At 71.8% G+C, this 22,135-nt stretch carries 15 protein-coding genes; 7 read left to right on the plus strand and 8 right to left on the minus strand.

The window, feature by feature from the left end:
- Positions 1 to 3: 3 nt before the first annotated feature.
- A complete protein-coding gene (locus WMF20_RS12995; protein ID WP_437613634.1) occupies positions 4 to 1,764 on the minus strand; it encodes a serine/threonine-protein kinase in 1,761 nt (586 codons plus the stop codon).
- A gap of 295 nt (positions 1,765 to 2,059) precedes the next feature.
- Here WMF20_RS12995 and WMF20_RS13000 point away from each other — a divergent pair, with 295 nt between their 5' ends.
- From WMF20_RS13000 to WMF20_RS13015, 4 genes are all read left to right on the plus strand, one after another.
- Positions 2,060 to 2,494 (plus strand): YeeE/YedE family protein, encoded by a 435-nt coding sequence (locus WMF20_RS13000; protein WP_437613636.1) that lies wholly within the window; start codon positions 2,060 to 2,062, stop codon positions 2,492 to 2,494.
- Positions 2,491 to 2,982, plus strand: a complete 492-nt coding sequence (locus WMF20_RS13005; RefSeq protein ID WP_437613638.1) for a DUF6691 family protein — start codon at positions 2,491 to 2,493, stop codon at positions 2,980 to 2,982. The genes WMF20_RS13000 and WMF20_RS13005 overlap by 4 nt, the downstream gene beginning before the upstream one ends.
- Positions 2,983 to 3,124: 142 nt before the next feature.
- Complete coding sequence (locus WMF20_RS13010; protein ID WP_437613640.1) at positions 3,125 to 4,507, plus strand: hypothetical protein; 1,383 nt, start codon at positions 3,125 to 3,127, stop codon at positions 4,505 to 4,507.
- A gap of 235 nt (positions 4,508 to 4,742) precedes the next feature.
- The gene (locus tag WMF20_RS13015; RefSeq protein ID WP_437613642.1) at positions 4,743 to 7,541 is read left to right on the plus strand and encodes a hypothetical protein; all 2,799 of its coding nucleotides are present in this window, start codon (positions 4,743 to 4,745) and stop codon (positions 7,539 to 7,541) included.
- Between the two features lie 131 nt (positions 7,542 to 7,672).
- Here WMF20_RS13015 and WMF20_RS13020 read toward each other — a convergent pair whose 3' ends face one another.
- The 5 genes from WMF20_RS13020 to WMF20_RS13040 all read right to left on the minus strand — a co-directional run bounded on the left by WMF20_RS13020 (position 7,673) and on the right by WMF20_RS13040 (position 12,190).
- Positions 7,673 to 8,269 carry a hypothetical protein gene (locus tag WMF20_RS13020; protein ID WP_437613644.1) on the minus strand — a complete coding sequence of 199 codons (597 nt, stop codon included), beginning with the start codon at positions 8,267 to 8,269 and terminating at the stop codon, positions 7,673 to 7,675.
- 11 nt (positions 8,270 to 8,280) lie between these two features.
- On the minus strand, positions 8,281 to 9,708 hold the full coding sequence (locus tag WMF20_RS13025; RefSeq protein WP_437613646.1) for a PQQ-dependent sugar dehydrogenase: 1,428 nt from the start codon (positions 9,706 to 9,708) through the stop codon (positions 8,281 to 8,283).
- Between the two features lie 141 nt (positions 9,709 to 9,849).
- The gene (locus tag WMF20_RS13030) at positions 9,850 to 9,972 is read right to left on the minus strand and encodes a hypothetical protein (protein ID WP_437613648.1); all 123 of its coding nucleotides are present in this window, start codon (positions 9,970 to 9,972) and stop codon (positions 9,850 to 9,852) included.
- Positions 9,973 to 9,989: 17 nt separating this feature from the next.
- Positions 9,990 to 11,531 carry a spermidine synthase gene (locus WMF20_RS13035; protein ID WP_437613650.1) on the minus strand — a complete coding sequence of 514 codons (1,542 nt, stop codon included), beginning with the start codon at positions 11,529 to 11,531 and terminating at the stop codon, positions 9,990 to 9,992.
- On the minus strand, positions 11,528 to 12,190 hold the full coding sequence (locus tag WMF20_RS13040; RefSeq protein WP_437613652.1) for a fused MFS/spermidine synthase: 663 nt from the start codon (positions 12,188 to 12,190) through the stop codon (positions 11,528 to 11,530). The genes WMF20_RS13035 and WMF20_RS13040 overlap by 4 nt, the downstream gene beginning before the upstream one ends.
- A 522-nt stretch (positions 12,191 to 12,712) precedes the next feature.
- On the opposite strand from WMF20_RS13040, the gene WMF20_RS13045 reads away from it, so the two are divergent.
- Positions 12,713 to 13,396: a hypothetical protein gene (locus tag WMF20_RS13045; RefSeq protein ID WP_437613654.1), complete on the plus strand. Its 684-nt coding sequence runs from the start codon at positions 12,713 to 12,715 to the stop codon at positions 13,394 to 13,396.
- A 1,466-nt stretch (positions 13,397 to 14,862) separates the two neighbouring features.
- Here the strand turns inward: WMF20_RS13045 and WMF20_RS13050 are convergent.
- Complete coding sequence (locus WMF20_RS13050) at positions 14,863 to 15,297, minus strand: hypothetical protein (RefSeq protein ID WP_437613656.1); 435 nt, start codon at positions 15,295 to 15,297, stop codon at positions 14,863 to 14,865.
- 1,106 nt (positions 15,298 to 16,403) lie between these two features.
- Here WMF20_RS13050 and WMF20_RS13055 point away from each other — a divergent pair.
- Positions 16,404 to 17,189 (plus strand): hypothetical protein, encoded by a 786-nt coding sequence (locus tag WMF20_RS13055; RefSeq protein WP_437613658.1) that lies wholly within the window; start codon positions 16,404 to 16,406, stop codon positions 17,187 to 17,189.
- Positions 17,189 to 18,112 carry a hypothetical protein gene (locus tag WMF20_RS13060; protein WP_437613660.1) on the plus strand — a complete coding sequence of 308 codons (924 nt, stop codon included), beginning with the start codon at positions 17,189 to 17,191 and terminating at the stop codon, positions 18,110 to 18,112. The genes WMF20_RS13055 and WMF20_RS13060 overlap by 1 nt, the downstream gene beginning before the upstream one ends.
- A 45-nt stretch (positions 18,113 to 18,157) precedes the next feature.
- Here WMF20_RS13060 and WMF20_RS13065 read toward each other — a convergent pair whose 3' ends face one another.
- On the minus strand, positions 18,158 to 21,472 hold the full coding sequence (locus WMF20_RS13065) for a beta-propeller domain-containing protein (protein WP_437613662.1): 3,315 nt from the start codon (positions 21,470 to 21,472) through the stop codon (positions 18,158 to 18,160).
- Positions 21,473 to 22,135 lie beyond the last annotated feature (663 nt).

Raw genomic sequence — 22,135 nt, forward strand, 5'->3', positions numbered from 1 at the left:
ACGCTAGCGGTGCTCGCGCAGGCGCACCGCCCTCGTCGCCGGCGCGTCGCCGCCGGCCGGTGGCTCGCCGCCGGCCGCGGGCTCGCCGCCGGCCGTGGGCGCCGCTGGCGGCGCGAGCACGGCGCGCGGGCGCGCGGGCCGCGCCGAGCTCGACGGCGCGAGCGCGGCGCCGGCCGCAGCGAACCCGCTCGCCGCGGCGGCCACGGCCGCCGCAGGGGGCGCGAGGATCGCGGACGGCGGGAGGGGCGAGGCCTCGGGCGCCTCGTCCGCCGCGGGCATCGCCGCCGGCGCGTCCCGCCCCGGCGCGTCCCGCGAGGCCGCCTCGCCGGCGGGCGGCGCGCCCGCGACCTGCGTTGCCCCGCGCCCCAGCCACGCGAGCGCCGCCGCGCCCCCGAGCAGCACGGCGAGCGCCGCCGCGGGCAAGGCCGCGCTGCGCCGGCCGCGGCGCCCGCGGGCGTCCCCCGCGGGATCGCGCCCGTGCCGCTCGGACGGCGCCGCCGCCGGCGCCAGGGGCTCGCCGGGGTGGGGCGCCATCGCGGTCGACGCGGCGCCGGGGGGCGGCACGGACGCCGCGGGCGACGGGCCCGCCGCGGGCGGCACGGACGCCGCGATCGTCTCCGCGGGCGACGGGCCCGCCATGGGCGGCACGGACGCCGCGATCGCCGCGGGCGGCGGGTCGGCCGCGGACGGCTGCGTGGGCGGCGCCGACCCCTGCGCCCGCTCGGCCGCGACGCACCACGTCCCCGGCGCAACGCTGCGCGACCCGGTCAGGGTCGGGGCGTCCTCGTCGACCACCCTCGGGCGGTCCGGCGCCGGCGGCGCATCCACGGTCTCGTTCCCCATGGCCCTGCGCAGGATGCGCGCCGCCGTCAGGCGCGCGCGCTCCGACGCCAGCGGCTCGAGCAGCGACACCAGCTCGGCGACCGTCTGCGGGCGGCGCGCCGGGTTCTTCTCGAGGCACATCAGGAGGATGTACTCGAGCTCGACCGGGATCTCGGGCCGATACGCGCGCGGCGGCACGGGCGGGTCCGTGACGATGCTCACGAACAGCGCCGAGACGGCATCGTTCTCGAACGGCAGCCGCCCGGTCAGGAGCTGGTAGAGCGTCATGCCGAGCGCCCAGATGTCGCTGCGGGCGTCCACGGTCCGGGTGTTGCGGATGTGCTCCGGCGACATGTAGCGGGGAGAGCCGAGCACCACGGACGAGGTGGTCAGCTTGGCGTTCAGGCCGAGCGCGCCCGCCTCCGACGCCTTCGAGATGCCGAAATCGAGCACCTTGATCAGGGTCGAGCCGTCCGCGCGGCTCGCCAGGAACAGGTTGCCCGGCTTGAGGTCGCGGTGGACGATCCCGAGCGCGTGCGCCTCGGCGAGGGCGTCGCACGCCTCGATCACGTAGCTCACCGCCTGCTCGACCGGCAGCGGGCCCCGCGTCTCCACGAGCGCCTCCAGATCGATGCCACTCAGGTGCTCCATCACGAAGTAGGGCAGCTCCTCGTCGGTCTGCCCCACGTCGATGACGCGCGCGATGTGCTCGCTGGCGATGGCCGCCGCGGCCTGCGCCTCGCGGAAGAAGCGCTCGAGCGCGCCCGGCGTGGTGCGCCCCTCGGGGAGCAGGAACTTCAGCGCGACGCGGTGGCGGAGCGAGACGTGGTGCGCCGAGACGACGAGCCCCATGCCGCCGCGGCCGAGCACCCGCTCCACGCGGTACTTGCCGCCGATGATGTCCCCGACCCGGGGAATCCTGCGCGACGGAGCCGGTTCCACCGCTTCCCAGCCTGCTTGGGCCATCGGCCGATGAGTATACACCAGCACCCCCGGGCCCCGGCAGAATCCTTGCCCTCGACGCCACCCGCGCCGGCCGCGCCGGCGCCGTGTGCGACACGCCCGCTCCCAGCCCCACCTGCGGTGTCCGACGCGCTCGGGGGGGCCGGCGACGATCCGGATCTCGGCATGTCCGCGCGGCCGGGAGCGCCGGGCCTGGCTTCGCCTGGAGGACGGGCGCCGCGCGTTGCTATGCTGTCGGCCGCTCACCCCACGAGTCACCCCACGAGGTCTCATCGTGTATGAATTCACCGTGACTGGCCCGCTCGTCGGCGGGGCCCTCATCGGCCTCAGCGCGTCGCTTCTCCTCTTGTTCAACGGGAGGGTCGCCGGCATCAGCGGCATCTTCGGAGGGCTCCTCTTCCGCGAGCGGGGCGACGCCGCCTGGCGCGCGGCGTTCGTCGTGGGCCTGCTCCTCGGCGGCCTCGCGCTCGCCGCCGCGCATCCCGCCGCCTTTCCGCCGGCGGGCGACGGCCGCTCGCTCGGCCTCCTGGTCGCCGCGGGGCTGCTCGTCGGCCTCGGCGCGCGGCTCGGCAACGGGTGCACGAGCGGCCATGGCGTCTGCGGCCTCAGCCGCCTGTCGCTCCGCTCGCTCGTCGCCACCATGACGTTCATGGCGACTGCGGCCGTCACCGTTTACGTCAGCCTTCATGGGCTCGGAGCGGCGCGGTGAAGCAGAACGCGCTCGCGCTGCTCGCCGGCGCGCTGTTCGCCGTGGGGCTCGGCGTCTCCGGCATGACGCAGCCGTCCAGGGTCGTCGGCTTCCTCGACGTCGCCGGCGGCTGGGACCCGAGCCTCGCGTTCGTGATGGCGGGCGCGATCTCGGTGCACCTCCTCGCCTATCGCGCCCTTCGCCGGCAGCAGCGCGCCGCCTCCGAGGGCGCCCCGCGCTTTCCCCTCTTCGCCGATCGCCTGTCCCTGCCGACCCGCACCGGGGTCGACGCGCGCCTGCTCGGCGGCGCCGCGCTCTTCGGCGTCGGCTGGGGGCTCGCCGGCTATTGCCCCGGGCCGGCGCTCGTCTCGCTCGCGACCGGCTCCGGCGCCGTCCTCGCGTTCGTCCTGGCCATGGCGGCCGGGATGGCGATCGCGCATGTCGCCGCCGCACCGAGGAGCGCGCCGGCGGACGCGGGGACGACGGGCCGGACGACGCGCGACGCGTGACCCCGCTCCAGGCAATGTGTCTTGCGGCGAACGCTCCCGCGATGTAATGCTCCTCTCCCAATGCTCGTCGATGCCGGCCGCGGTCCGCCGCGGGCTGGTGGACGAGCGCCATCGGCCTTTGCCAACGCTGGGAGAGCGAGCCATGAAGCGTTCACTCGGCCCCTTTCTTGGGGCGACGGTTTCCCTTTGCCTGTTATCCGCCTGCGCCGAGCAGGTCGGCTCGACCGAGCTCGAGTCCACCGAGGCCGCCGCCGAGACCGACACCGAGGCGGCCCTCGAGGCGGCGATCGACGAGCAGCCCTTCGAGGTCTGGGCCATCGACCAGTCCGACACGAACGGGCTGACGTACGGCGGCACGCTCTACATTTACGATGGCCAGGCGCTCTCGACCGGCCGCGGGGTCACGCCGGCCGTCGCGGAGGTCATCGACCTCGGGGGCGACACCGCGTCGCTGTGCTTCGACCAGACCGGCGCCAATCCGGTCCGGCCGCACATGATCTTCTTCAACGCCGCGCGCACCCACGCGGTGCTGTCCTTCGTGGCGAGCGGCCACGTCGTGATCTTCGACGCCGCGACCCGCGCGCCGGTCGCGTGCCTCCGCGCGTCGGCGGGCGCGGACGGGGCGCGGCAGGCGCACGCCGCGGTGCCGGCGCCGGACGACTCGTACATCCTGGTGGCCAACCAGAACGGCAAGCTGCTCGAGCGCATCTCGACCGATTACGCCGCGGGCACCTTCGCGTGGGACCCCGCCGCCAAGCTCAACCTGGCCACGTGCGTCGCGCCGAGCGGCGATCCCTGCCAGTTCCCGGGCATCCGGCCCGACAACGCGCCCATTTGCCCCATCATCGACGGAGCGGGCGCCCACGGCTTCATCACGCTGCGCGGAGGGGGCCTGTTCGTCGTCGACCCCGCGGCGACGCCGATCCAGATCGTGGGCGAGTACGACGTCGGCGCCGTGCACGGGAACGGGTGCGGCGGCGTCGAGGCCGGCGGCGCGATGTTCATCAACTCCGGCGGGGGGACGGCGGCGAACCTCGATCAGTTCGACGTGTACCGATTCCCGCTCTCCGGTTATGCGCCGACGAACCCGGTCAACACCCCGCCGCCCCAGGTGGTGTTCACCGACGGCTCCCCGGACCGCGACGCCCATGGCATGCTGCTGACGAAGCGCGGCCGCACCATTTGGGTGCTGGACCGGATCCAGGGCGTGGCCGAGGTCTTCAACGTCAACACCAACGCGCACGTGGCCACGGTCGACCTGAAGGGCCCGCTGTCGAGCGATCCTGCGCCGGACCTCATGGACCTCTCGCCCTCGGGCAACCGCATCTTCGTGACCCTGCGCGGCCCGACGCCGCTGAGCGGCGATCCGCACGCGTCGGTGGGCAGCACGCCCGGGGTCGGCGTCGTCCAGGTCACCCGCGGCGGGAAGCGCGGCAAGCTCAAGCGCATCACGCCGATCACCAACATCGACGCTGGCGGCGTGCAGCGGGCCGACCCGCACGCGATCCGGGTGCGCCTGCTCTGAGCGCGCTGCAGCCGGCGCCGACGCCGGCGACCGCGGCGAAGATCTTGTCGCAGGCCGTGACTTGCCGCAGGCGCCGCCTTCCTGACCTCTCAGCTGACAGAAGATTCTCTAGGCGATCTGGTCAGCTCGGAGAAACGACGCTATATCGACATGACGCAGTTGCTGAAATCTTGGAACCTGGATGGCTCTTCGCGCTCTGCGGTGAGTCTACCAAAGCGGCTCTTCAAGAGGTTTCATGAACAAGCGTTCGCTTCATCCACGCTGCAACGCGGCCACTGTACCATGTCCTGCGCGCTCTCGGTCGGTCCTCTCTTGGCGCACCTTTTCTGATTATTCCTCACCCCTCGCCCGGCTCTGCGGCGCGACAGCGCTGCTCATCGCCTGTTCCGCGGGCGAGCCGACGGACGCGTCCGATGCTGCCGCTGGCGGCGGCGGAACCTCGGGTGGCGGTGGCCAGATCTCCGGCGGAACCTCTGGCGGCGGCGACGCTTCCGGTGGCGGCGGCACCTCCGGTGGCGGCGGCGACGCTTCCGGCGGCGGCGGCACCTCCGGTGGCGGCGGCGACGTTTCCGGCGGCGGCGGCGGCACCTCGGGCGGCGGCGGCGACGCTTCCGGCGGCGGCGGCGGCACCTCGGGCGGCGGCGGCGACGCTTCTGGCGGCGGCGGCGACGCTTCCGGCGGCGGCGGCACCTCCAGTTCTAGCGGCGGCGGCGATGCTTCCGGCGGCGGCGGGGCGCCGCACGATCCCTGCCCTGGGCTGAGCGCGGGCGCGGTTCTCCCCGAGCTGGACATCAGCCTTCCTGCCACTACGCCGCGCGCCGGGATGGAGCTCACCCCGGCGCTGGCCTCGGACGGGATCAACTTCCTGCTCGTCTGGGCCGACGAGCCTTGGGACAGATACGGAACCGACCTTCTCGCCGCGCGCATCGCGCCCGATGGCACGGTGCTCGACCCCGAGCCCTTGGTCATCGCCGCCGGGCCCAGCGACGAGGGCGTACCGACCGTCACGTTCAATGGGACCCATTACGTCGTCGCCTGGGCCGATGACACCCGAGGTTGGGGAGCGCCGTCCCCGGCGAGCGACATCCGCGCCGCCCGGATCAGCCCCGACGGCGTGGTGCTCGATCCCGGCGGCTTCGTCATCAGCAGCGCCGACCAGCCCGACTCCTGGCCCACTGCAGTCTCGCTCGGAGCAACGACGGTGGTGGCCTGGACTGCGGATGGCGATGACGTCCGGTTCGCCCGCATCTCGCCTTCCGGCGACGTCCTCGATCCAGGCGGCGTCTCGGTCGGCTCGACCTCGCTCGGCTCGCGCCCTTGGCCCTCGGATGGCCGCGTGGCTCTCGCGACCGATGGCACGAGCGCGCTCCTCGCCTGGGAGAATGACGGCGTGCTCCTCGCCACGCGCATCAGCGCCGAGGGCGCGGCGCTCGATCCCGGCGGCGCCCCGGTCGCGACCGGCGGCGAATGGCAGCCGGTCGCGACCTTCGACGGCGAGCAGTACTGGATCGTGTGGAAAGGCGACGGCGTGCGCGCGACGCGCGTGACGATCGGCGGCGAAGTGCTCGATCCCGAGGGGCTCTTGGTCCACGCGGGCGAGAGCGGGAGCGACACAAACGTTGCGGCCGCAGCCAACGGCGATGATCTCGTCGTCGTCTGGGCGACGCCCAGCGAGGACGATGCCTCCAGCACGGTCGACCTCCGCGCAGCCCGGGTGAGCCGCACCACCGGCGCGGTGCTCGATCCCGGGGGCGTGGTCCTGGCTTCCGACTCGCCCATGTACACCGACCCAGCCATCGCGGCAGGTCCCGACGGCGCCTTCGTGGTCTGGATGCAGGAGGCCTGGTGGCTGGACGGCTCGTCGACCTGGGACATCTTCGGCGTGGCGCTGCACGGGGCTCCGCGCGACGCGTCCGGCCCGGTGCCCGTCGCCATCTCCCCAGCGAACCAGTTCACGCCGGCCGTGACCTTCGACGGGCAGAACTACGTCGTCGTCTGGTCGGACCAGCGCAACAAGGATCGCAGCATCTACGCGGCCCGCGTCAGCCCGTCGGGGGATCTGCTCGATCCTGCGGGCATCTTCGTGGCCAACGCGGTGGGCTGGACCGACGCTGTGCCGCGCCCCGTCTTCGATGGTCGAAACACCGTGATCCTCTGGACGATATGGGACTGCTGCGGTTTCAGCCAGGCCTATGCGGTCAGGCTGAGCCCCGGGGGCGTGGTCCTGGATAACGCCCCGATCCCGCTGCCAGAGTCGGAATCGGAAGGCAGGCCCGTGCACGACAACATGAGCGTCGCCTCGGACGGGCACGGCGTCATGATCGCGACGATGAACGAGCTAGGCGAGGTCGAGCTCGTCCGTCTGGATCAGGCAGGGGTGCCCGAGCTGCTGCCGGCAAGCCCTCCGGAGATCGGCGGACGCTCCATTTCCCTCGGCTTCGACGGCGTGAATTACCTGCTCACGTGGACCGCGTACGACAGCTGGAACGAGTACGGGCCTGTCGGTACGCTCTACGGAGCTCGGGTGCGCCCGTCAGGGGAATGGCTGGATCTCACGGGCTTCCGCATCTCGCATCAGGACGCTATGTCGACGGCGCCGGCCGTTCCGGCCATCACGCGGCACGGCACCGGCAGCCTGCTCGTCTGGGAGGAAGAGAACACCGATAAGATCGGCCTCTACGCGACCGAGATCAGCTCCGACGGGACCGTGCTTCAGCCCGGCGGCGCCTTGCTCGCCCTGATCAACCGGACGCCCAGGACCTGGAGCGAGACAAACCCGGCCATCGCCTCGGACGGCGCGCGCTCCGTGGCGGTGTGGGCGAACGCCGCCGGCGCGGACGGGCTCGATGTGCTCGGCGCCGAGATCCTGGGCAGCGAGGAGGCGCCGGCGCTGTTCACGGTCTCCGCGGATCCGGACACGGAAGGGTGGCCGCGCATCAGCACCTGCGGTCCGGCGAACGCGTTCGTGACCTACACGCGACGCGGGCCCACGGGCATCGTCGATGTGCGCGGGCGGCTGCTCGGCGGGCGCTGAGCTCCTGCGCCGCGCGCCCTGCGCCGGGCCGGCCTTCACGCGAAGGCGCCGTGGAGCGCCGGCGCCAGCCGCCGAGGGGCGCGGCCGTCCGCGCCGGCCGAGGACCCCCCCCAGCGCGGCGCGGCCCCGCCTCAGACCCGCTCGCCGTAGAGGATCGAGACCGCCGCCATCTCCAGCATCAGCTCCTTGAGGATGAGCTGGTCGGTGGACTTCTCGGCCTCCACCTCGAAGGCGAGGTCGCGCAGCTCGTGATGGGCGAGGGCGAGGCCCAGCTGCTCGGCGATGGCGAAGGCGCCCATGGCGTCGAGGTTGAGCATGAGGAGGTGGTGGAGGTCCTTCCAGTTGCCCTTGGCGCCCCCCGCGACGCCCTCGATGGCGTCGAGCGCCTTGCGCGCCACGTCCATCGCGACGCCCGCGAGGCCGCGCGTCCCGTCCGCCGCCTCGCGGCCGATGGTGCGGGGAAGGCGGTGGGCCACCTCCTCGTGCCGCCGCGCGCGGTCGAGGATCTCCGAGAGGAACTGGCGGATGTTGGGCTCCTCGACCTTGGGGACGGCGATCTCCAGGGCATTGCGGAAGGCCGCCTGCGCCGTGATGACATGGGCGAGCCAGCGGGCCGCACGATCGAGGTGCGCGTCCCACGTCTCATGGTCGAGATTCAGGAGGTAGGGACCTTCGATCGCCGCGGGCTCGGCGCCCTCGGGATCGGCCGCTTCGATTGCATCCGCCATATTTCCCTCCCTCACCGCTTCGTCACGCGCCAGATCACGCCCGTATGGGCGTAGGCGACCACGTAGCTGCGCGTTGCCGTGTTGTTGCCAAAGTCGAGCACATAGAGGCTCTTGCCGTCCGGGCTGAACGCGCAATCCACGGGCCGCTCGATTCCACCGCTGCCTGGGGTGCCGGACGCGGGACCGGGAGCCCGGTTTCGCAGGAAGGGCTCGCCGGTGCCGGCCGCGATGTCGCAGCGGACGACCTGGAAGCCCCGGCCCAGCGCGGCCTCGCGGTTCGTGTTGAGCGGCGCATAGGTGCCGAACTGGCAGACGAAGGCATGGCCGCGGAAGCCGAACGCATCCGAGCGGCTGAAGGCGAGCTTCCCGAGCGCCGTGTGCGGCGGGAAGAGGAAGACGGCGGGGCCGGCCCAAGGCGGCGCGTCCTCGAGGAAGGGCTCGGCCGCTTTCCCCCGGTTCGGCCGATGGAGCTCGTGCCAGGCGGGGAGGCCGTCGCCGCAGAGGTCCGGATAGCCGAACCACTCGGGCTCTTTGACCTCTCCGGGCGGGACCCGAGCGTTCCTGATCCGCCAGATGCGGTCCGGGTCCTCGCCGATGGCGCGCTCGCCCTTCTCCTCGAAGTCGTTGTCGGTGGCGTAGAGGTGGCCGTCTTCCCCGAAGGCGAGCCCAAAGGGGTTGCGGATGCCCCAGGCGAGGAGCTCGAGCTCGCTCCCGTCGGGCCTGGAGCGCCAGACGGCCGAATTGCACTTGAGCTGGCCCTTGACGACCTGGCCCCTCGTCACGGGCGTGCCGAAGGGTTGGAAGGGGCCGGTCTCGGCATAGTAGGGGAAGGGCAGGCGTGGGTCGCGCGCCCATACGGTATTGCCGGTGAGCGTGACGTCCTGGCCCGGCACGTCGTGCGCGTGGGGGTGTTTGGCGAGGTCCACGGTGAAGCCCTCGGGCACGACGACGCCCTGCAGGCCCACGGAGCCCTGGCCAAAATACATCCTCCCGTCGTGCGGCCCGAAGACCGGCCCCCCGGGCTCGTGCCAGCCGCCCGAGGGGATCCCGTCCACGAGGACGACACGCTCCCTGGTCCGCAGGTCGTGGCGCGTGACCCGCATGTTGTAGCCGCCCTTGAGCGAGACGTAGAGATAGCCGTCGCGGGCCGCCATGCCGCGGGGGCCGCCCAGGTCCTCCACCGCGAAGACCTCCGGGGCGCGTCCCGGGGCCATGCGCCAGATGCGCGGTGTCATGTAAGGCCGGGTTGGCCAGGTGCTGCCGCCTTCGGCGAAGAAGAGCGTGCCGTCGTCGTCGAAGCAGAGGGCGCAGGGGAAGGAGAGACCCGCCACGACGGGCTCCACCTCGTAGCCCTCCGGGGCCCAGACATCCGCCGCATCCACGCGGCGGCGCACGGGCGTGGGCAGGTCCTTCAGCGCCTCCGTCGAGACGCGCGTCATCTGCGGCTGCATGGAGTCCCCCCGTCGCGTCCGGCCCCCTCCTACGGGGGTCGGCGGAGCGAACGTGGCGCATTCAAGACGGTCGTCGAGGGGAATCCGAGCTCTTTTCCGCTTCCGTCTCCCTGGCGCCAGCGATCGCGCTCAGCGGCGCGGGTGACGGACCGCCGTCAGGCGCACGTCGCTGGCGAGGTCGACGGGGACCGCCCGCGCCGTCGCGAGCTCGATGTCGCGGCGGCCGTCCGGCCCGAGCTGCCGCTCGAGCATCGGCCAGCTCAGGCCGGCTAGGGGTACGTGTCGAACGCCCACCATTCGGTCGCCATGTTGTCGTCGGTGATGATCGGGTCGCCCTGCGTCCGCTGCAGGATCGACTCCCGGCTTTCCCACGTGGGCCCGCCGCGCCAGTCCTGTTCTTTCAGCAGATCGAGCTGCGCGGCGCGGCTGCCGGCGGGCAGCACGGGACGGCCGTCGATATGCCAGGCGTCGAGCTTTCTCTCGAAGCGCGCGCGGTCGATGGTGATCGGACCGTCGCTCGCGATCAGCATGTTCTGGTAGCGGACGGCGTAGGGGAACACGGTCGCCCCGGTCTTCTGAGCCGCGGTGGACATGGTGGTGTTGTAGTAGAGCGCGCCGCCAAGCTTCAGGTGCCGGCGGGACAGCTCCATCATCTCTCGGGAGAGCAACATCGAGGCATACGAGCGCCAGTGCACGATGGTGTTCTCGACGATGACGTCGAAGCGCCGCGAGGTCCGCCCCAGGTAGCGCCGGCCATCGTCGATGAGGAGCTCCACCTTGGGGTTGTCCAGCGCGCTCGCGACGACGGGCGCACGCCGCGCCGCCTCGACGAAGCCGGGGTTGATCTCGATGACGGTGAGGTGCTCGACGTCGGGGTCGTTCGCCAGCACCTGGAGCCAGGAGCCGGATCCGAGGCCGATCATGAGGATGTCGCGCGGCTGGGGGTGGAACGCGGACACCAGGTAGGCCCGCAGCACCCGATTCTCGTCCTTGTCCGGCAGCGGGCTGACGTTGGCGATGCCCTCGTAGGATCCGCCGCCGTACACGGTGCCCGACCGGGAGACCGTGACGACGCCTTCGCGACGCTCGATGACGTCGGCGAAGCGACCGTGCTCGCGGTACTCCGGCCCGTAAAGGAGCTTCTCGTAGAGGTCGCCGTAGAGCGTTGGCGCCGACCCCACGAAGGACGCGACGGCGGCGGCCAGGAGCGCGCCGCAGAACACGCGCGAGCGCGCCGTCCTCGACGCGGAGAGCATGAGCATCGCGCCGAGCGCGGCGCCCGCGATCGCGAGCGCCACGTTGAGCTCGCGCAGGGGCGAGACATCCAGCAGCACGAGGCCGGTGACCAGGCTGCCCAGCGTCGAGCCCGCGATGTTGCCGACGTAGACGTAGGACAGCCGCGCGCCGGCCAGCTCGTCCGCGGGGATCCCGAAGTGGCACAGGAGCGGAAACCCCGCGCCGAGGCAGGTGCTGGCGAGCGCGAAGACAGGCAGCGTCGAGGCCGGATCCACGCCGCGGCCGGCGAGGTGCGCGACGGCGGGGGCCACGAGGAAGGCCGCGAGCGCCCCGGCGCCGATCACCCCGCCCACGCGGTAGAGCTGCCCGGAGCGCTCCGCCGCGGCGCTCCGGCAGTAGCGACCGGCGAGGAGCGAGCCGCCGGCCAGACCGGCGAGGTAGGCCGCGAGCAGAAGGCCGAAGGCCTCCGGCTCGCCCTCGGTCGCAAAGCTGTAGACGCGGACCCAGAGGACCTCGTGCGAGAGCGCGAGATAGCCGCCGAGCGTGGCGACGAGGACGGCGACGAGGAGCCTCATGGCTCGCCGCGACGCCGCCGGCGCAGAACCATCACGAGCACACCGAGGAGGACGTTGAGCGTCGCGGCGACCTCCGTGGTGGCCCGGAGGCCCAGCCCGCCTAGCAGGTAGCGCGCCGCCAGGAAGGCGCCGAACGCCGCGCCCAGCGTGTTGGTGAAGTAGAGGTTGCCTAGCGAGCGACCGACGTTCTGCGACCGCGACGTGGCGTGCCCGACCAGGAGGGGAAGTGTGGCCCCCATCAGCATGACCGGGGGCACCACGAGCAGGAAGGCCACCCCACCGGTGGCGACATGGCCAATGCCGCGCGTGACGCGCGCAATCAGGGCGAAGAGGGGGAGGCTGAACGCGCCGTAGAGGCCGATCCCGAGCTCGGCGACCGCGAACAGCGTCACCGCGGCTCGCGGGTGCCGGCGCGAGAGCACCCCACCCGCGAGGCTCCCGAGGCCGAGACCCAGCATGAACGCGGTGACGACGATCGTGACCGACAGGATGTCGACACCGTAGATCGCGTAGAGCGCGCGCTGCCAGACGACCTGATACACCAGCGCTGCCGAGCCCGAGAGGAAGAACACCGGGAAGAGCCAGGGCTCCATGGCTTGCGCCTTCTGCTGCTCAGCGTCCGGCGGGGCGAGCTTGGTCGCGACGGTCTGCGAGGGCATGCTTGCGGCCCTTGTGGGGGGCCGGGGCCATGATGCCCTCGTAGCGCGGCTTGGCAAGCGCAATCTTCGGTGTCAGGAGCACCGCCCGCGGCCTCGCCTCGCCCGAGGACCAGCACGTCATCGTCGACGTCTTGGTCACGGGCGAAGGAGACGGAGGTGCCGGCGCGCGTGAGGCCCGCGCCGGACTGCTCGATGATCGAAAGAACTCAAGATGTCGGCTGACCTTGCTGTGAGCGAAGTCACCGCCGTGACCCGCCGTGGCCTCCTGAAGCACGACGGCATCAGGAGAGCGATGGTGTCCTCCGTCCGGAGAGGCTTCGCGCGATGACGGGGACAGAGGAGAGACATCGGGGGTCCTTCTGTCTCTCTGTCATCGTGTTCGGGTGGCAGGTTTACCCGATTGCACATGGCTACGCTGTGGGTATCGTTGTCGCTGGGAGACAATCCTTCGTTTGACGTTTTCAAGCGTGTCCACGTTTAGGACAGAGCATGGCTCCGTCCCTCGTTGAGAAGGAGAGCGCCATGAAGAACAGCGCGAGGAACCTCGTGGCGATGATCGTGCTCGGCTTCGGGGTCATGGCTCCGACCGGAACGGGGCCCGCCGGCCCCAGACCCTACCGCGACCTGAGCGCCCAGTGGTGGCAATGGGCAACGTCGATACCGACCCCCGACAACCCGTTGACCGACACGACCGGGGAAAATTGCATGGTCGGGCAGCGGGGCGATGTCTGGTTCCTGGCCGGCGCGGCCCTCGGAGGAGAGGTGACCCGAAGCTGCACCGTGCCCGAGAACAAGAAGATATTCTTTCCGATCGTGAACATCCTGGCCTGGAATAGCCCGAACGTGTGCGGACAGGGCTCAGAGAACTTGAGCGTCGACGAGCTGTTCGCGGGTATACATCCGTTCATCGAAGGCATAACCAACGCGTACGCCACGGTCGACGGCCGGCGGGTCAGGCATGAGCGCCACGTCCGGTCCGACGCCTTCGAGATCACGGTGCCCGAAGAGAACCTGTTCGACGCATTCTGCGGGGGAGACGTGCCCGCCGGGATATATTCACCCAGCGTCGACGAGGGGATCTACGTGCTGCTCCCGCCGCTTTCGCCAGGCGAGCACACGATCGTTATCCATGCCGAGAATCGGGACGCGGGGTTCGAGCTGGATGTCACGTACAACCTCGACGTCGAGCCGGTGTTGCTGGAATAGAGCACCTCGGCTCTGGGCGCGAAGGGCCGGCCTTGATGCGGTGGTGCAGCGCGAGCGACGCCGGGCCGAGCTGGCGCGTGAGGAGGCCGCGGTTGAGCGTGCCGATGCCGTGCTCGCATCGTGGCCACCTCGACGATCCCGATCCGGATGCCCAAGGGACACGGCGGCGGCGACCACGGACGAAACCCTCGCTGTCGCCGAGACCCCCGCGTGGGGTGGAGGTTTTATCTGTTGAAGAGGGGCGCGGCGAGCTCTCCATCGAAACGAAGGATCTGGGCGTCACCAAGCACGCGACGGTACGCGCCTTCGTCGCCGCGCGGGGAATCTTGATTGGATGGCTCCGAGCAGGCTCTCCAGCCAGCTCGGCTCTGGCTCGCTGCACAGGACCGGCAGGTATGTGAGCGAAAAATGGTCCCTCACCGCTTCTCGCGCCCTGCGCACGCTGTCCCGATCTCGAGGATCGTATTCGACGAGCGCCGTCCAGCAGAGCTCGCCCTCGGGCTGGTGCGTTTCGTCGTCGCTCGTATACAGCGTCATCTTGCTCATACGGAATGAGCGCATCCTGCCAGTCGACGATGACGTTCGCATGACACGCCCGTGAAGCGGACGCGGTGGATTCCAGTGGTGCTTCATCTGCGGTGCCTTCGGGTCACCTATGGGTGATTGGGCGCATCCAGAACATCGAAGCCCTTCCATCGCGCGCCGTGCCGCGCGTAGGATATCGGCGAAACAGAGATCTCCCGCCTTGACGGCGAGCTGGAAGCGGAGCCGAGATGCGGCGAGACGACCCTCGTCATCGTCCAGGTGAGCCAAGGCGAGTTCTGGGGGGCCAGCGTGGGGGACTCGGGCGCGCTCGTCTGAACGATCGCGAGCAGTGCTACGCGGTGCCGTCCATGCAGTGGACGTTCCCGAGGTGCGGAAGATGGCCACGATCATCTTGGCACCACAGCAGGCCGATGTGAGCATCTCCCAAGGCGGCTTCGTGGTGGACTTCGGACTCAGCCGGGGACCGTTGTCGTATTGACCGAAGCTCGCCGCACCTACGCTGTACGCTTTGTGCCGCTCTCATCTTGGCTCGAGGGAAGGACGAGCAGGCAGCCGAACCCTCGGCTGCAGCTGACCCGGCCCGCAAAGCCGGGCCGGGCAGCTGAGCCGAGTTGTTTGGCCGGCAGAGCGCGGGACGCAGGCGCGATCCCGACACAGGCGGCAGCGCATCGAACGGCCCGGCAACGGGCGGCGAGCGAAGGAGATTCGCTCGCCGCTCTGCCGCCGGGCCAGGCGCCGACCCCGATCGGTGATGCCGCCGGCCCTTCACCGCGGGCGACGCGGCGGCGGAGGGCGCTCCGTTGGGCCACACCGGGGCCGCCCTCGGCGGCGAGACGGGCGGAAACTATCAAAATTGCTATTGTTTCCAGCGACCGCTCGTCATCGGCCGTTTTTTCTGGCGGGATTTCTGACGGCCAGAGCTAGCCGGATCTCCGGAACAGGTTGAGCAGCCGCCGGAGCAGCCCGGGCTTCTTGGCCGGCGCTTCCGGCGTCGCCGCCTGGTCGCGGCGTACCGACTTGGGCGCGGCGTCGCGGGGCTTCGCGTCCGCGCTGTCGCGGGGCTTTGCTGCGCCGTTGTCGCGGGGCTTTGCTGCGCCGTTGTCGCGGGTCTTCGCGGCGCCGTTGTCGCGGGGCTTTGCTGCGCCGCGGTCGCGGGGCTTCGCCGCGGCGGATGCCCTCGGCTCCTCGCGGTCGGCCTCCGCGGCCTGGTCCGTCGCGCGCTCCGCCGCCTGGTTCGGCGTGGGTTTCGCCGCCTTCTTGCCGGCCCGCGCCTGCACCTTGGCCTTCATCGCCTCCTTCGCGGTGATCGCCGGCTTCTTCTTCCGCGGGAACGCGGGGCTCGGAGGAGGAGGCACCCACGCGGCCTCCCGGCGCGGCTCGGAGGGCGCCGCCGTTTCCGGTGCCGGCGGCGGAGCCGCGGCCGCCTTGTGAGTCTCGGCGCGCTGCTGAGGCTGCCGGGCCGCCTTGCGGGGAGCGTCGGGCCCCTCGCCGGCAGCCGCGCGCTTCGCCGCGGCGGGCTCCGCCTTGCCAGCGCCGCTCGGCGCAGGCTCCGCTGCGGCGGCCGCGCGGCGCTCTCGCCTGGCCGCGCCCGGCGCGGCGCCGGGCGCTGGCGCGCGCGTCTGGGCAGCGCCGCCGGTGCGGTCGGCGCCTGGCCGTCCGCGGTGGGGCGCCCCCTCGCGCGGCGCCTTGGTCCTGTCCGGCGAGCCGCGCTCTGCCGCGCCGCCGTCGCGCGCGCGCTCTGCCGCGCCGCCGTTGCGCGCGCCGCGCTCACCCGGCCCGCGCTCGCGGGCCCCATGCTCGTCCGGTCCGCGTTCCCCCGCGCGTGCCGGGCGCCGCGGCGGCGGCTCCTGCGCGGGCGCTGGTGTGCGCGGCCGGCGCATGTCGATGACCCGCGGCGGACGCGTGCGAGCGGGCGCTGCGGCGGCGGGCGCCGTGCCGGCGGACTCTGCGGCGGCGGGCGCCGTGCCGGCGGACTCTGCGGCGGCGGACTCTGCAGCAGCGCCCTCCGCGGCGGCGGGCGCCGTCTCCGCGGCCACCGCTGCTGCGGCTGCGACCGTCGTCGCGGATGCCGCTGCGCCGTCGGGAGAGGCCTCCCCGCCGCCCTCCGCCGCCCTTCCGGCGGCCTCGCGGGCCTCCTGGTCCGGGGCGCGCTCCGCGACGGGCTCCGCGCGTTCCGGCTGCCCGTCCCCGCTTTCCGCTGTGTTTTGCTCGACCATGGGGCTCCTCCATAGCGTTGTCCGGCGCTCCGCGAAACCGGATCCCACCGCCTCCCTCGCGCGGCAGGGCGCCCTCGCCCCGCCCCTCCGCGCGCCCGGCGATCGTCGCGTTGATGCTCGCCCCTCCGCGCGCGCTTGAATCCCCGCGCGTCGATCGTCCAACATGCGTGCTCCTCCCCGTGCCCACGGACCGGCGTGAGCCACCTTCGACGTCCGCCCGGTCGAGGCGTCGATCTCGCGTGCCCATGGTCCCCCGTCCACTTGCCGCGCTCGCGCTCGCGTCGGTCCTGCTCGCGCCGCGCGCCCTGCTCGCGCAGCTCCCCTGCTTTCCAGGAACGTGCCCGCCGCCCGCGCCGGCTGCGCCCCCGCGACCCCCGCCGCTCACGCCGGAGGTCGAGCTCGCGACGCGCGCTCGGCTCGAAGCCGAAGCGCGCGCGCGGCTCGAGCCGCAGGCGCGCGCGACCGCGGCGCAGCAGGTCGACGACGAGCGCCGTCGCGCCTGGATCGAGCGCGGGGTGGAGCGAGAGCCCAACCCCGTCCGGATCCGGCTGCCCCTGCTCGAGGTGTCCGCCGCCGGGCGGATGCTCGCCACGTTCGGCGAGGACGCGTATGCGCAGGAGGGGGTCGGCCTGGGCGCGCGCCTGCGCCCGGGCGAGCCGCTCGCGGTCGAGATCGCGGCCGCGTACGCCTCCGTCGATCCCGCCGGGTTCGCCCGCGTCGGCGCCGTGACGCTCGAGCCCTCGGCGGTCTTCCTCTGGGGTCGGCGCGACCGCATCGACCTCTACCTGCGCTCCGGGCTCGAGGTGACGCTCCCGTTCGATGACGGCGCGCAGCCGCCGGAGGTGATCCTCGGCGGGCACGTCGGCCTCGGGTTTCAGTTCCGCGCCGCGCGCATCGGGCGCGGCGGGTTCGTGGGGTGGTTCCTGGAAGGGCGCGGGCTCGTCCGCGGCGGCCTCGGCGGCGCGATCGCCGCCATGAGAGGGCCGCACGCCGGCGTGGAGCTCCTGTTCGGCCCGAGCGTGGGGTTCTGATGCGCCGGCGCAGCCCTCTCCTCCGCCTCCACCTCCGCCGCGCGATGGGCCGCTTCGTCGCGCTCGCGCTCGCGCTCTGCGCCATCGCCTGGGCGCAGGCGGCCGCGGCCCAGTCGAATCCCTGCGTCCCGCCCTGGTGCATCGGCGGCACCGTGCGGATCGAGCCGCCCCCCGTGCAGGTGCAGCCGCCCGCCGTGGATCTGGAGGCCCAGGCCCGCGCCGAGGCCGAGGCCCGCGCCCGCCTCGAGGCGCAGGCGCGCCTCGAGTGGGAGGCGTATTACCGCTGGGAGGCGCGCCTTCGCCTCGAAGCCGAGGCCCGGGCGCGCGCGCAGCTCGAGGCGAGCTTCCTCGCCGAGGAGCGCGCGAAGCCCGATCCCTACCTGCAGATCCCCTCTCCCGTGACCCGGTGGGTCGCGCCAAGGCCGGTCACGTTCCCCCGCGTCGAGCTCGGCGTCCTCGGCGCATGCGTCGGCGTGTGGACCGGCCGGGGGAGGCCGGCGCACCTCGGTTACTGTCCGAACGTGCGCGTGCGGCTCGGCCGGCAGTGGGGGCTCGCGCTCGATCCCTCGATCCTGCGGATGGCGCACGGCGCCCTCGACTTCGCGACCCTGGGCGTTCACCCCGCGGCGACCTACTCGTTCGTATCGGGCAAGGGCAGCCTCACGGGCTCTCACGGCTTCGCGCGCGCGGGGCTCGATGTCTGGGCGCCGATCACGAAGCTCGCGAGGACGCCCGATGCCCTGCTCGGGGCCCACGTCGGCGCGGGGGTGCACCTCTTCGACGGCTGGTACGGGATGGGCGCCGAGGCGCGCCTGATCGCCCGGCTCGGCGCGGGCGACGGCGGCGATCCGCTCGCCGCCGAGATCGCCGATCTCCGCCTCGGCGCCGAGGTGCGCGCGCACCTCTTGATGGTCGGGTTCTGAAGCCGGCCCGGCGGGATCGCACGGGCCGGCTCGGTCTGCGTTCGGCTACTCGCCGAGGTAGGGGACGAGGTTGACGGTCTCTCGGTCGAGCTGGTGAATCCCGAACCGGCCGGCGGCGAAGAGGACCTCCTCACCGCTCGCCACGAACCTCTCGGGCCAGCCCCAGGTCTGGAAGAACGCCTGCGCCTTCGGCGCCTCGGGCTGCTCGAGGGAGATGACCAGCACGCCGCCGGGCACCTCGAACAGCGCGCGCATGTCGGTGGTGTGGCGCAGCGACGCCCACGACGCGAGGCGGACCGTGGAGAGCTGGTCGAACTCGGGGACCGTCGGGTTCTCGTTCTCGTCCTCCGGCGGCGGAGGCGGCTCCTCCCCTGGGGCGAGGGGCGACAGCGTGGTCAGCTTCTGGTTGGGATCCCAGCCGTAGTAAATCCCGTAGACCGGCTGCCAGATCAGGCTGTGGCTCAGCACCGGCAGCCCGCGGCCGTCGATGGAGATCGCGTTGACCCGGCGGTTCGGGAACTGCTGGTACTCCTGGAGGTACGCGAGCCCCTCGTGCAGCTTGAGCCGCGCGAGCGCCGTCTCGATGAACTGCTGGCCCCACACCCTGTCCCGCGCGTAGATCGACGTGCCCTGGATCGAGATGATCTCGCCGGGCACGTTGATCCCCGGATCGAGCGCGGGCTGCGCCGGGTTGGACAGGTCGAGGTGCGTGAGGAAGTACTGCGTGTGCGGGCGCGGATCGTCCGGCGCGCCGATCGAGCGCTTGATGTTGAAGTAGAGCTCCCCGTCGTCGTTGAGGACGTTCACGGTCTCGCTGTCGTCCGGCAGCGTGACGGCGGGCCTCACGGTCGGGCTGTCCGGATCGGACAGGTCGACCACGCTGATCTCGATCTGAGCCCAGCTGCGGCGCGGCACGTATTCGTAGCAGTAGGTCGACGTGACCCCCGGAATGTCGTTCCGGTCGACCTCGACGGGCGTGCAGGTCGTGTCGGCGCCGACGTGGTCCGTGCACTCGGCGAACCCGCCGTTGCAGTACTCGTCGTTGCCGATCCTGCGGCACTGCCGATCGCCGGCCATGTACGTGCAGCCCTCCTGCCCGAAGCAGTTCGGGGTCTGGATGGCGTTCGTCCGGCACGTCCAGCCGACCCCGAGATCCTCGATGTGGCCGATGACGCGCAGGAAGGCGAGGGCGTCGCGCCCCGCGTGCACGGTCGGGAACGAGCTCCCCCCGCCGTAGTAGCCGCCGATCGCGGGGAGGTCGCTCGTGTCGAGCGTGCCCGCCAGACGAGGCGCGGTCGGATCGGACAGGTCGATCACCTGGAGATGGACGACCTTGCCCACCCAGTTCTCGAACGTGGTGGTCAGCGACACGAGCAGATCGCCCACCTGGTGGAGCTGCGCGTTGAGCGGCAGATCGAAGGTGGCCACCGGCTGCTCGAGCTGCGTCACCCCGTCGCTCGGGACGACCTCCGCCTTCAGCTTCCGGTTCTCGTACGGCATCCAGTAGGTGTCGTACGGCAGCTTCACGCGCACGCGGTGGCTGCCGAACGCGAAGACCTTCTGGTAGTCCGGCGCGAGCTCGAGCTGCCCGAGCCTGGTCGGGGTGTCGAGATCGCCCTGCGCGTAGAGGGAGAGGTGCTCGTCGGACACGTTCGCCGTGGCGATGTCCTGGGCGCGGAACGTGCGGCGCACGGGGGTCCCGTGCTCCATCAGGCCGCGGCGGGTCAGCGTCGTGTCCGAGAAGGTGAAGATCTGCACCCCCGAGAACGGGCGCCGGTAGTTGTCCACGACCCTGCTCGCGGAGAACGGGAGCAGCACGAGGCCCGTCTCGGGCTCCCCGGTCGGCGCCACGGCCTCGACGGCGTTGTCGAGCACGGTGAACGCGCGGTGATCCCAGTCGGCCTCCGACCAGCTCCAGCCGTCGGGGGCGCTGTCGACCTCGGCGCGCGCCACGAGGGGGTCCGCGCTGGTCAGGTCGGTGATGTCGTAGAGGCTGGCGGCGAGGCGGCGGCCGTTCGTGTCGTTCACGCCGATGCCGATCAGGCGCGTCCCGCCGAGGACGGGGCGGAAGAAGTTGTTCCACCCGGACACGATGAACTCGCTCTCCTCGGTGACGTTCCCGGCTGGATCGATGGAGAAGGCGTGGAACGGATCCTGGCGCTGGTAGGTGACCGCGAACGCCCTGTCGTCCATGAAGACGGCGCCGTAGAGCGACTGCTCGGCGCCGAAGTCCTCGCTGTCGATCGGCGTGATGTCGTCGCGGTCGGCCGCGTTCCACGTCTCGAGGTAGCTGGGCGCCCCGCTCGCCCACCGCGGGCCGGAGAAGACGCGCAGCATGTCGTCGCGGAAGTCCATGTGGAACTGCGAGCGCACGTAGCTCGCCGCGGTGACGCTGCCGCGCAGCTCCATGGAGCCGTCGGTGTTCGAGATGTCGATGACCGAGATCGTGCTGGGCTCGTCCGACCAGCTGAAGCTGTTGCGCGCGACGAGGAGCACGTCCGCCTCGGCGTGGATGGCGGTCACGGCGTCGCCGAGCTCGAGCCCGGGGCGCTCGGTGAGCGCGTCGGTGCCGACATCGAAGCTCCTGACCAGGGTCTTGTTGACCCACCGGAACTGGCCTGGGGCGACCTCCTCGAGCTCCGAGCCGTTCGAGGCGATGTAGAGCGAGGTCTTGCTCGTGCCGCGCGCGAGGCGGCTCGTCATGATGCGGCCCGCGACCGGGTACTGCGACAGGATCTTGGGCGCGGTGCGGTCGGCGATGTCGATGAACAGGACCGTCCCGCCGGTCCGCCGCTCCACGGTCAGGCCATCGGCCTTGAGCTGATAGCCGGCCCAGTCGTTGAGGAGCACGGCCGCGCGATCGCCGACGACATACATCTCGACCGGGGTGCCGGCGACCTGGAGCTGGCCGAGGAACTTCGGGTTCGACGGGTCCTGGATGTTGATGACCTGCAGGCCGCGGTAGGGGTTGAGGTTGAGGAGCTGCCCGCCGCCGAGGACGCGGTAGATGTCGCCCTCCTCGATCTCGCGGGTCTCTTCCTCCTCCTCTTCTTCCTCTTCCTCCTCCTCTTCTTCCTCTTCCTCGCCGAGGAAGCCTTCGGTGAAGGGATCGTCGGCCGAGACGAACTCGGTGGGCCCCTGTGGGGTCTCGGGCTCCTCCTCCTCGGGCTCTTCCTCTTCGGGCTCCTCCTCTTCGGGCTGCTCCTCCTCGGGTTCCTCCTCCTCGGGCGGCGGGTTCTCGTTCTCTTCTTCTTCCGGCGGAATCTGCTCCTGCGGATCGGGCTTGTTCTCGTCGCCCCCGCATCCCTGTCCGTACAGCAAGAGGAGCGCGGCCATCACCCTGGCCTGCGCCGAAAGCATGCCTCTGAATCGAGCTCTCTTCGCCACTGCCTACTCCTCCCTAGTACCTCGCGCGAGGTACGGAGCCTGCGCACATCGATGTGTCCTCCACGGCTGAGCCGAGGTCTGAACGCCCCGGTCCGCGGTCGACGGAACCTCGGTTCCCCGGCGAGCGATCGAGGCGCGTCCGGCACGGCGCGGCCTGCGATCCCCCCGGCGTCCGCGGCCGCGCGCTACCATGAGCCGTGAAGTTGCATGGCGCGGATTATCCACGTTCTGGATGACATCCTCAACGCGGAATGCGGTGACACGACGGAGGCGAAAGCGGATCTCCCCGTGACGCAGGACGGCGTCGGGACGTACGTTCGTGTGGATCTGGACGGAGCGGAGCGCCCGGCGTCTCACATGAGGAACGCCGTGCTCACATCGAGCGGCAGCGAGCGAGCCATGCGGTCGCGTCGCCCGGTGAGGAGGAAGCGACCCGGGACTCCGTCCGACCCGTTGAACTCCTCATCATCGCCAAAGCCGATCCGCTGGACCGTCTCGCCGCCCCTGTCCTCGGTTATCGGCCGGCGCCCGGTTCTCGGGCAGCGGCTGGATGGTGGCGGGCTCCTCGAGGATGGCCACCGCGACGTCATGCCCCGCGCGCACGTCGTCTGGCCGCCCCGCCGTGTTCCCATTGCG

The organism is Sorangium sp. So ce834 (assembly GCF_051521425.1).
Lineage (GTDB): Bacteria > Myxococcota_A > Polyangia > Polyangiales > Polyangiaceae > Sorangium > Sorangium cellulosum_D.

What these genes read in the sequence shown, in the direction of transcription:
- WMF20_RS13055 (WP_437613658.1), top strand. Translation starts at nt 16,404, where the DNA reads ATGGTCCCCCGTCCACTTGCCGCGCTCGCGCTCGCGTCGGTCCTGCTC.
- WMF20_RS13065 (WP_437613662.1), bottom strand. Translation starts at nt 21,472, where the DNA reads ATGCTTTCGGCGCAGGCCAGGGTGATGGCCGCGCTCCTCTTGCTGTAC.
- WMF20_RS13030 (WP_437613648.1), bottom strand. Translation starts at nt 9,972, where the DNA reads ATGCTCGAGCGGCAGCTCGGGCCGGACGGCCGCCGCGACATCGAGCTC.
- WMF20_RS13040 (WP_437613652.1), bottom strand. Translation starts at nt 12,190, where the DNA reads ATGCCCTCGCAGACCGTCGCGACCAAGCTCGCCCCGCCGGACGCTGAG.
- WMF20_RS13015 (WP_437613642.1), top strand. Translation starts at nt 4,743, where the DNA reads ATGAACAAGCGTTCGCTTCATCCACGCTGCAACGCGGCCACTGTACCA.
- WMF20_RS13045 (WP_437613654.1), top strand. Translation starts at nt 12,713, where the DNA reads ATGAAGAACAGCGCGAGGAACCTCGTGGCGATGATCGTGCTCGGCTTC.
- WMF20_RS13035 (WP_437613650.1), bottom strand. Translation starts at nt 11,531, where the DNA reads ATGAGGCTCCTCGTCGCCGTCCTCGTCGCCACGCTCGGCGGCTATCTC.
- WMF20_RS13060 (WP_437613660.1), top strand. Translation starts at nt 17,189, where the DNA reads ATGCGCCGGCGCAGCCCTCTCCTCCGCCTCCACCTCCGCCGCGCGATG.
- WMF20_RS13020 (WP_437613644.1), bottom strand. Translation starts at nt 8,269, where the DNA reads ATGGCGGATGCAATCGAAGCGGCCGATCCCGAGGGCGCCGAGCCCGCG.
- WMF20_RS13010 (WP_437613640.1), top strand. Translation starts at nt 3,125, where the DNA reads ATGAAGCGTTCACTCGGCCCCTTTCTTGGGGCGACGGTTTCCCTTTGC.
- WMF20_RS13025 (WP_437613646.1), bottom strand. Translation starts at nt 9,708, where the DNA reads ATGACGCGCGTCTCGACGGAGGCGCTGAAGGACCTGCCCACGCCCGTG.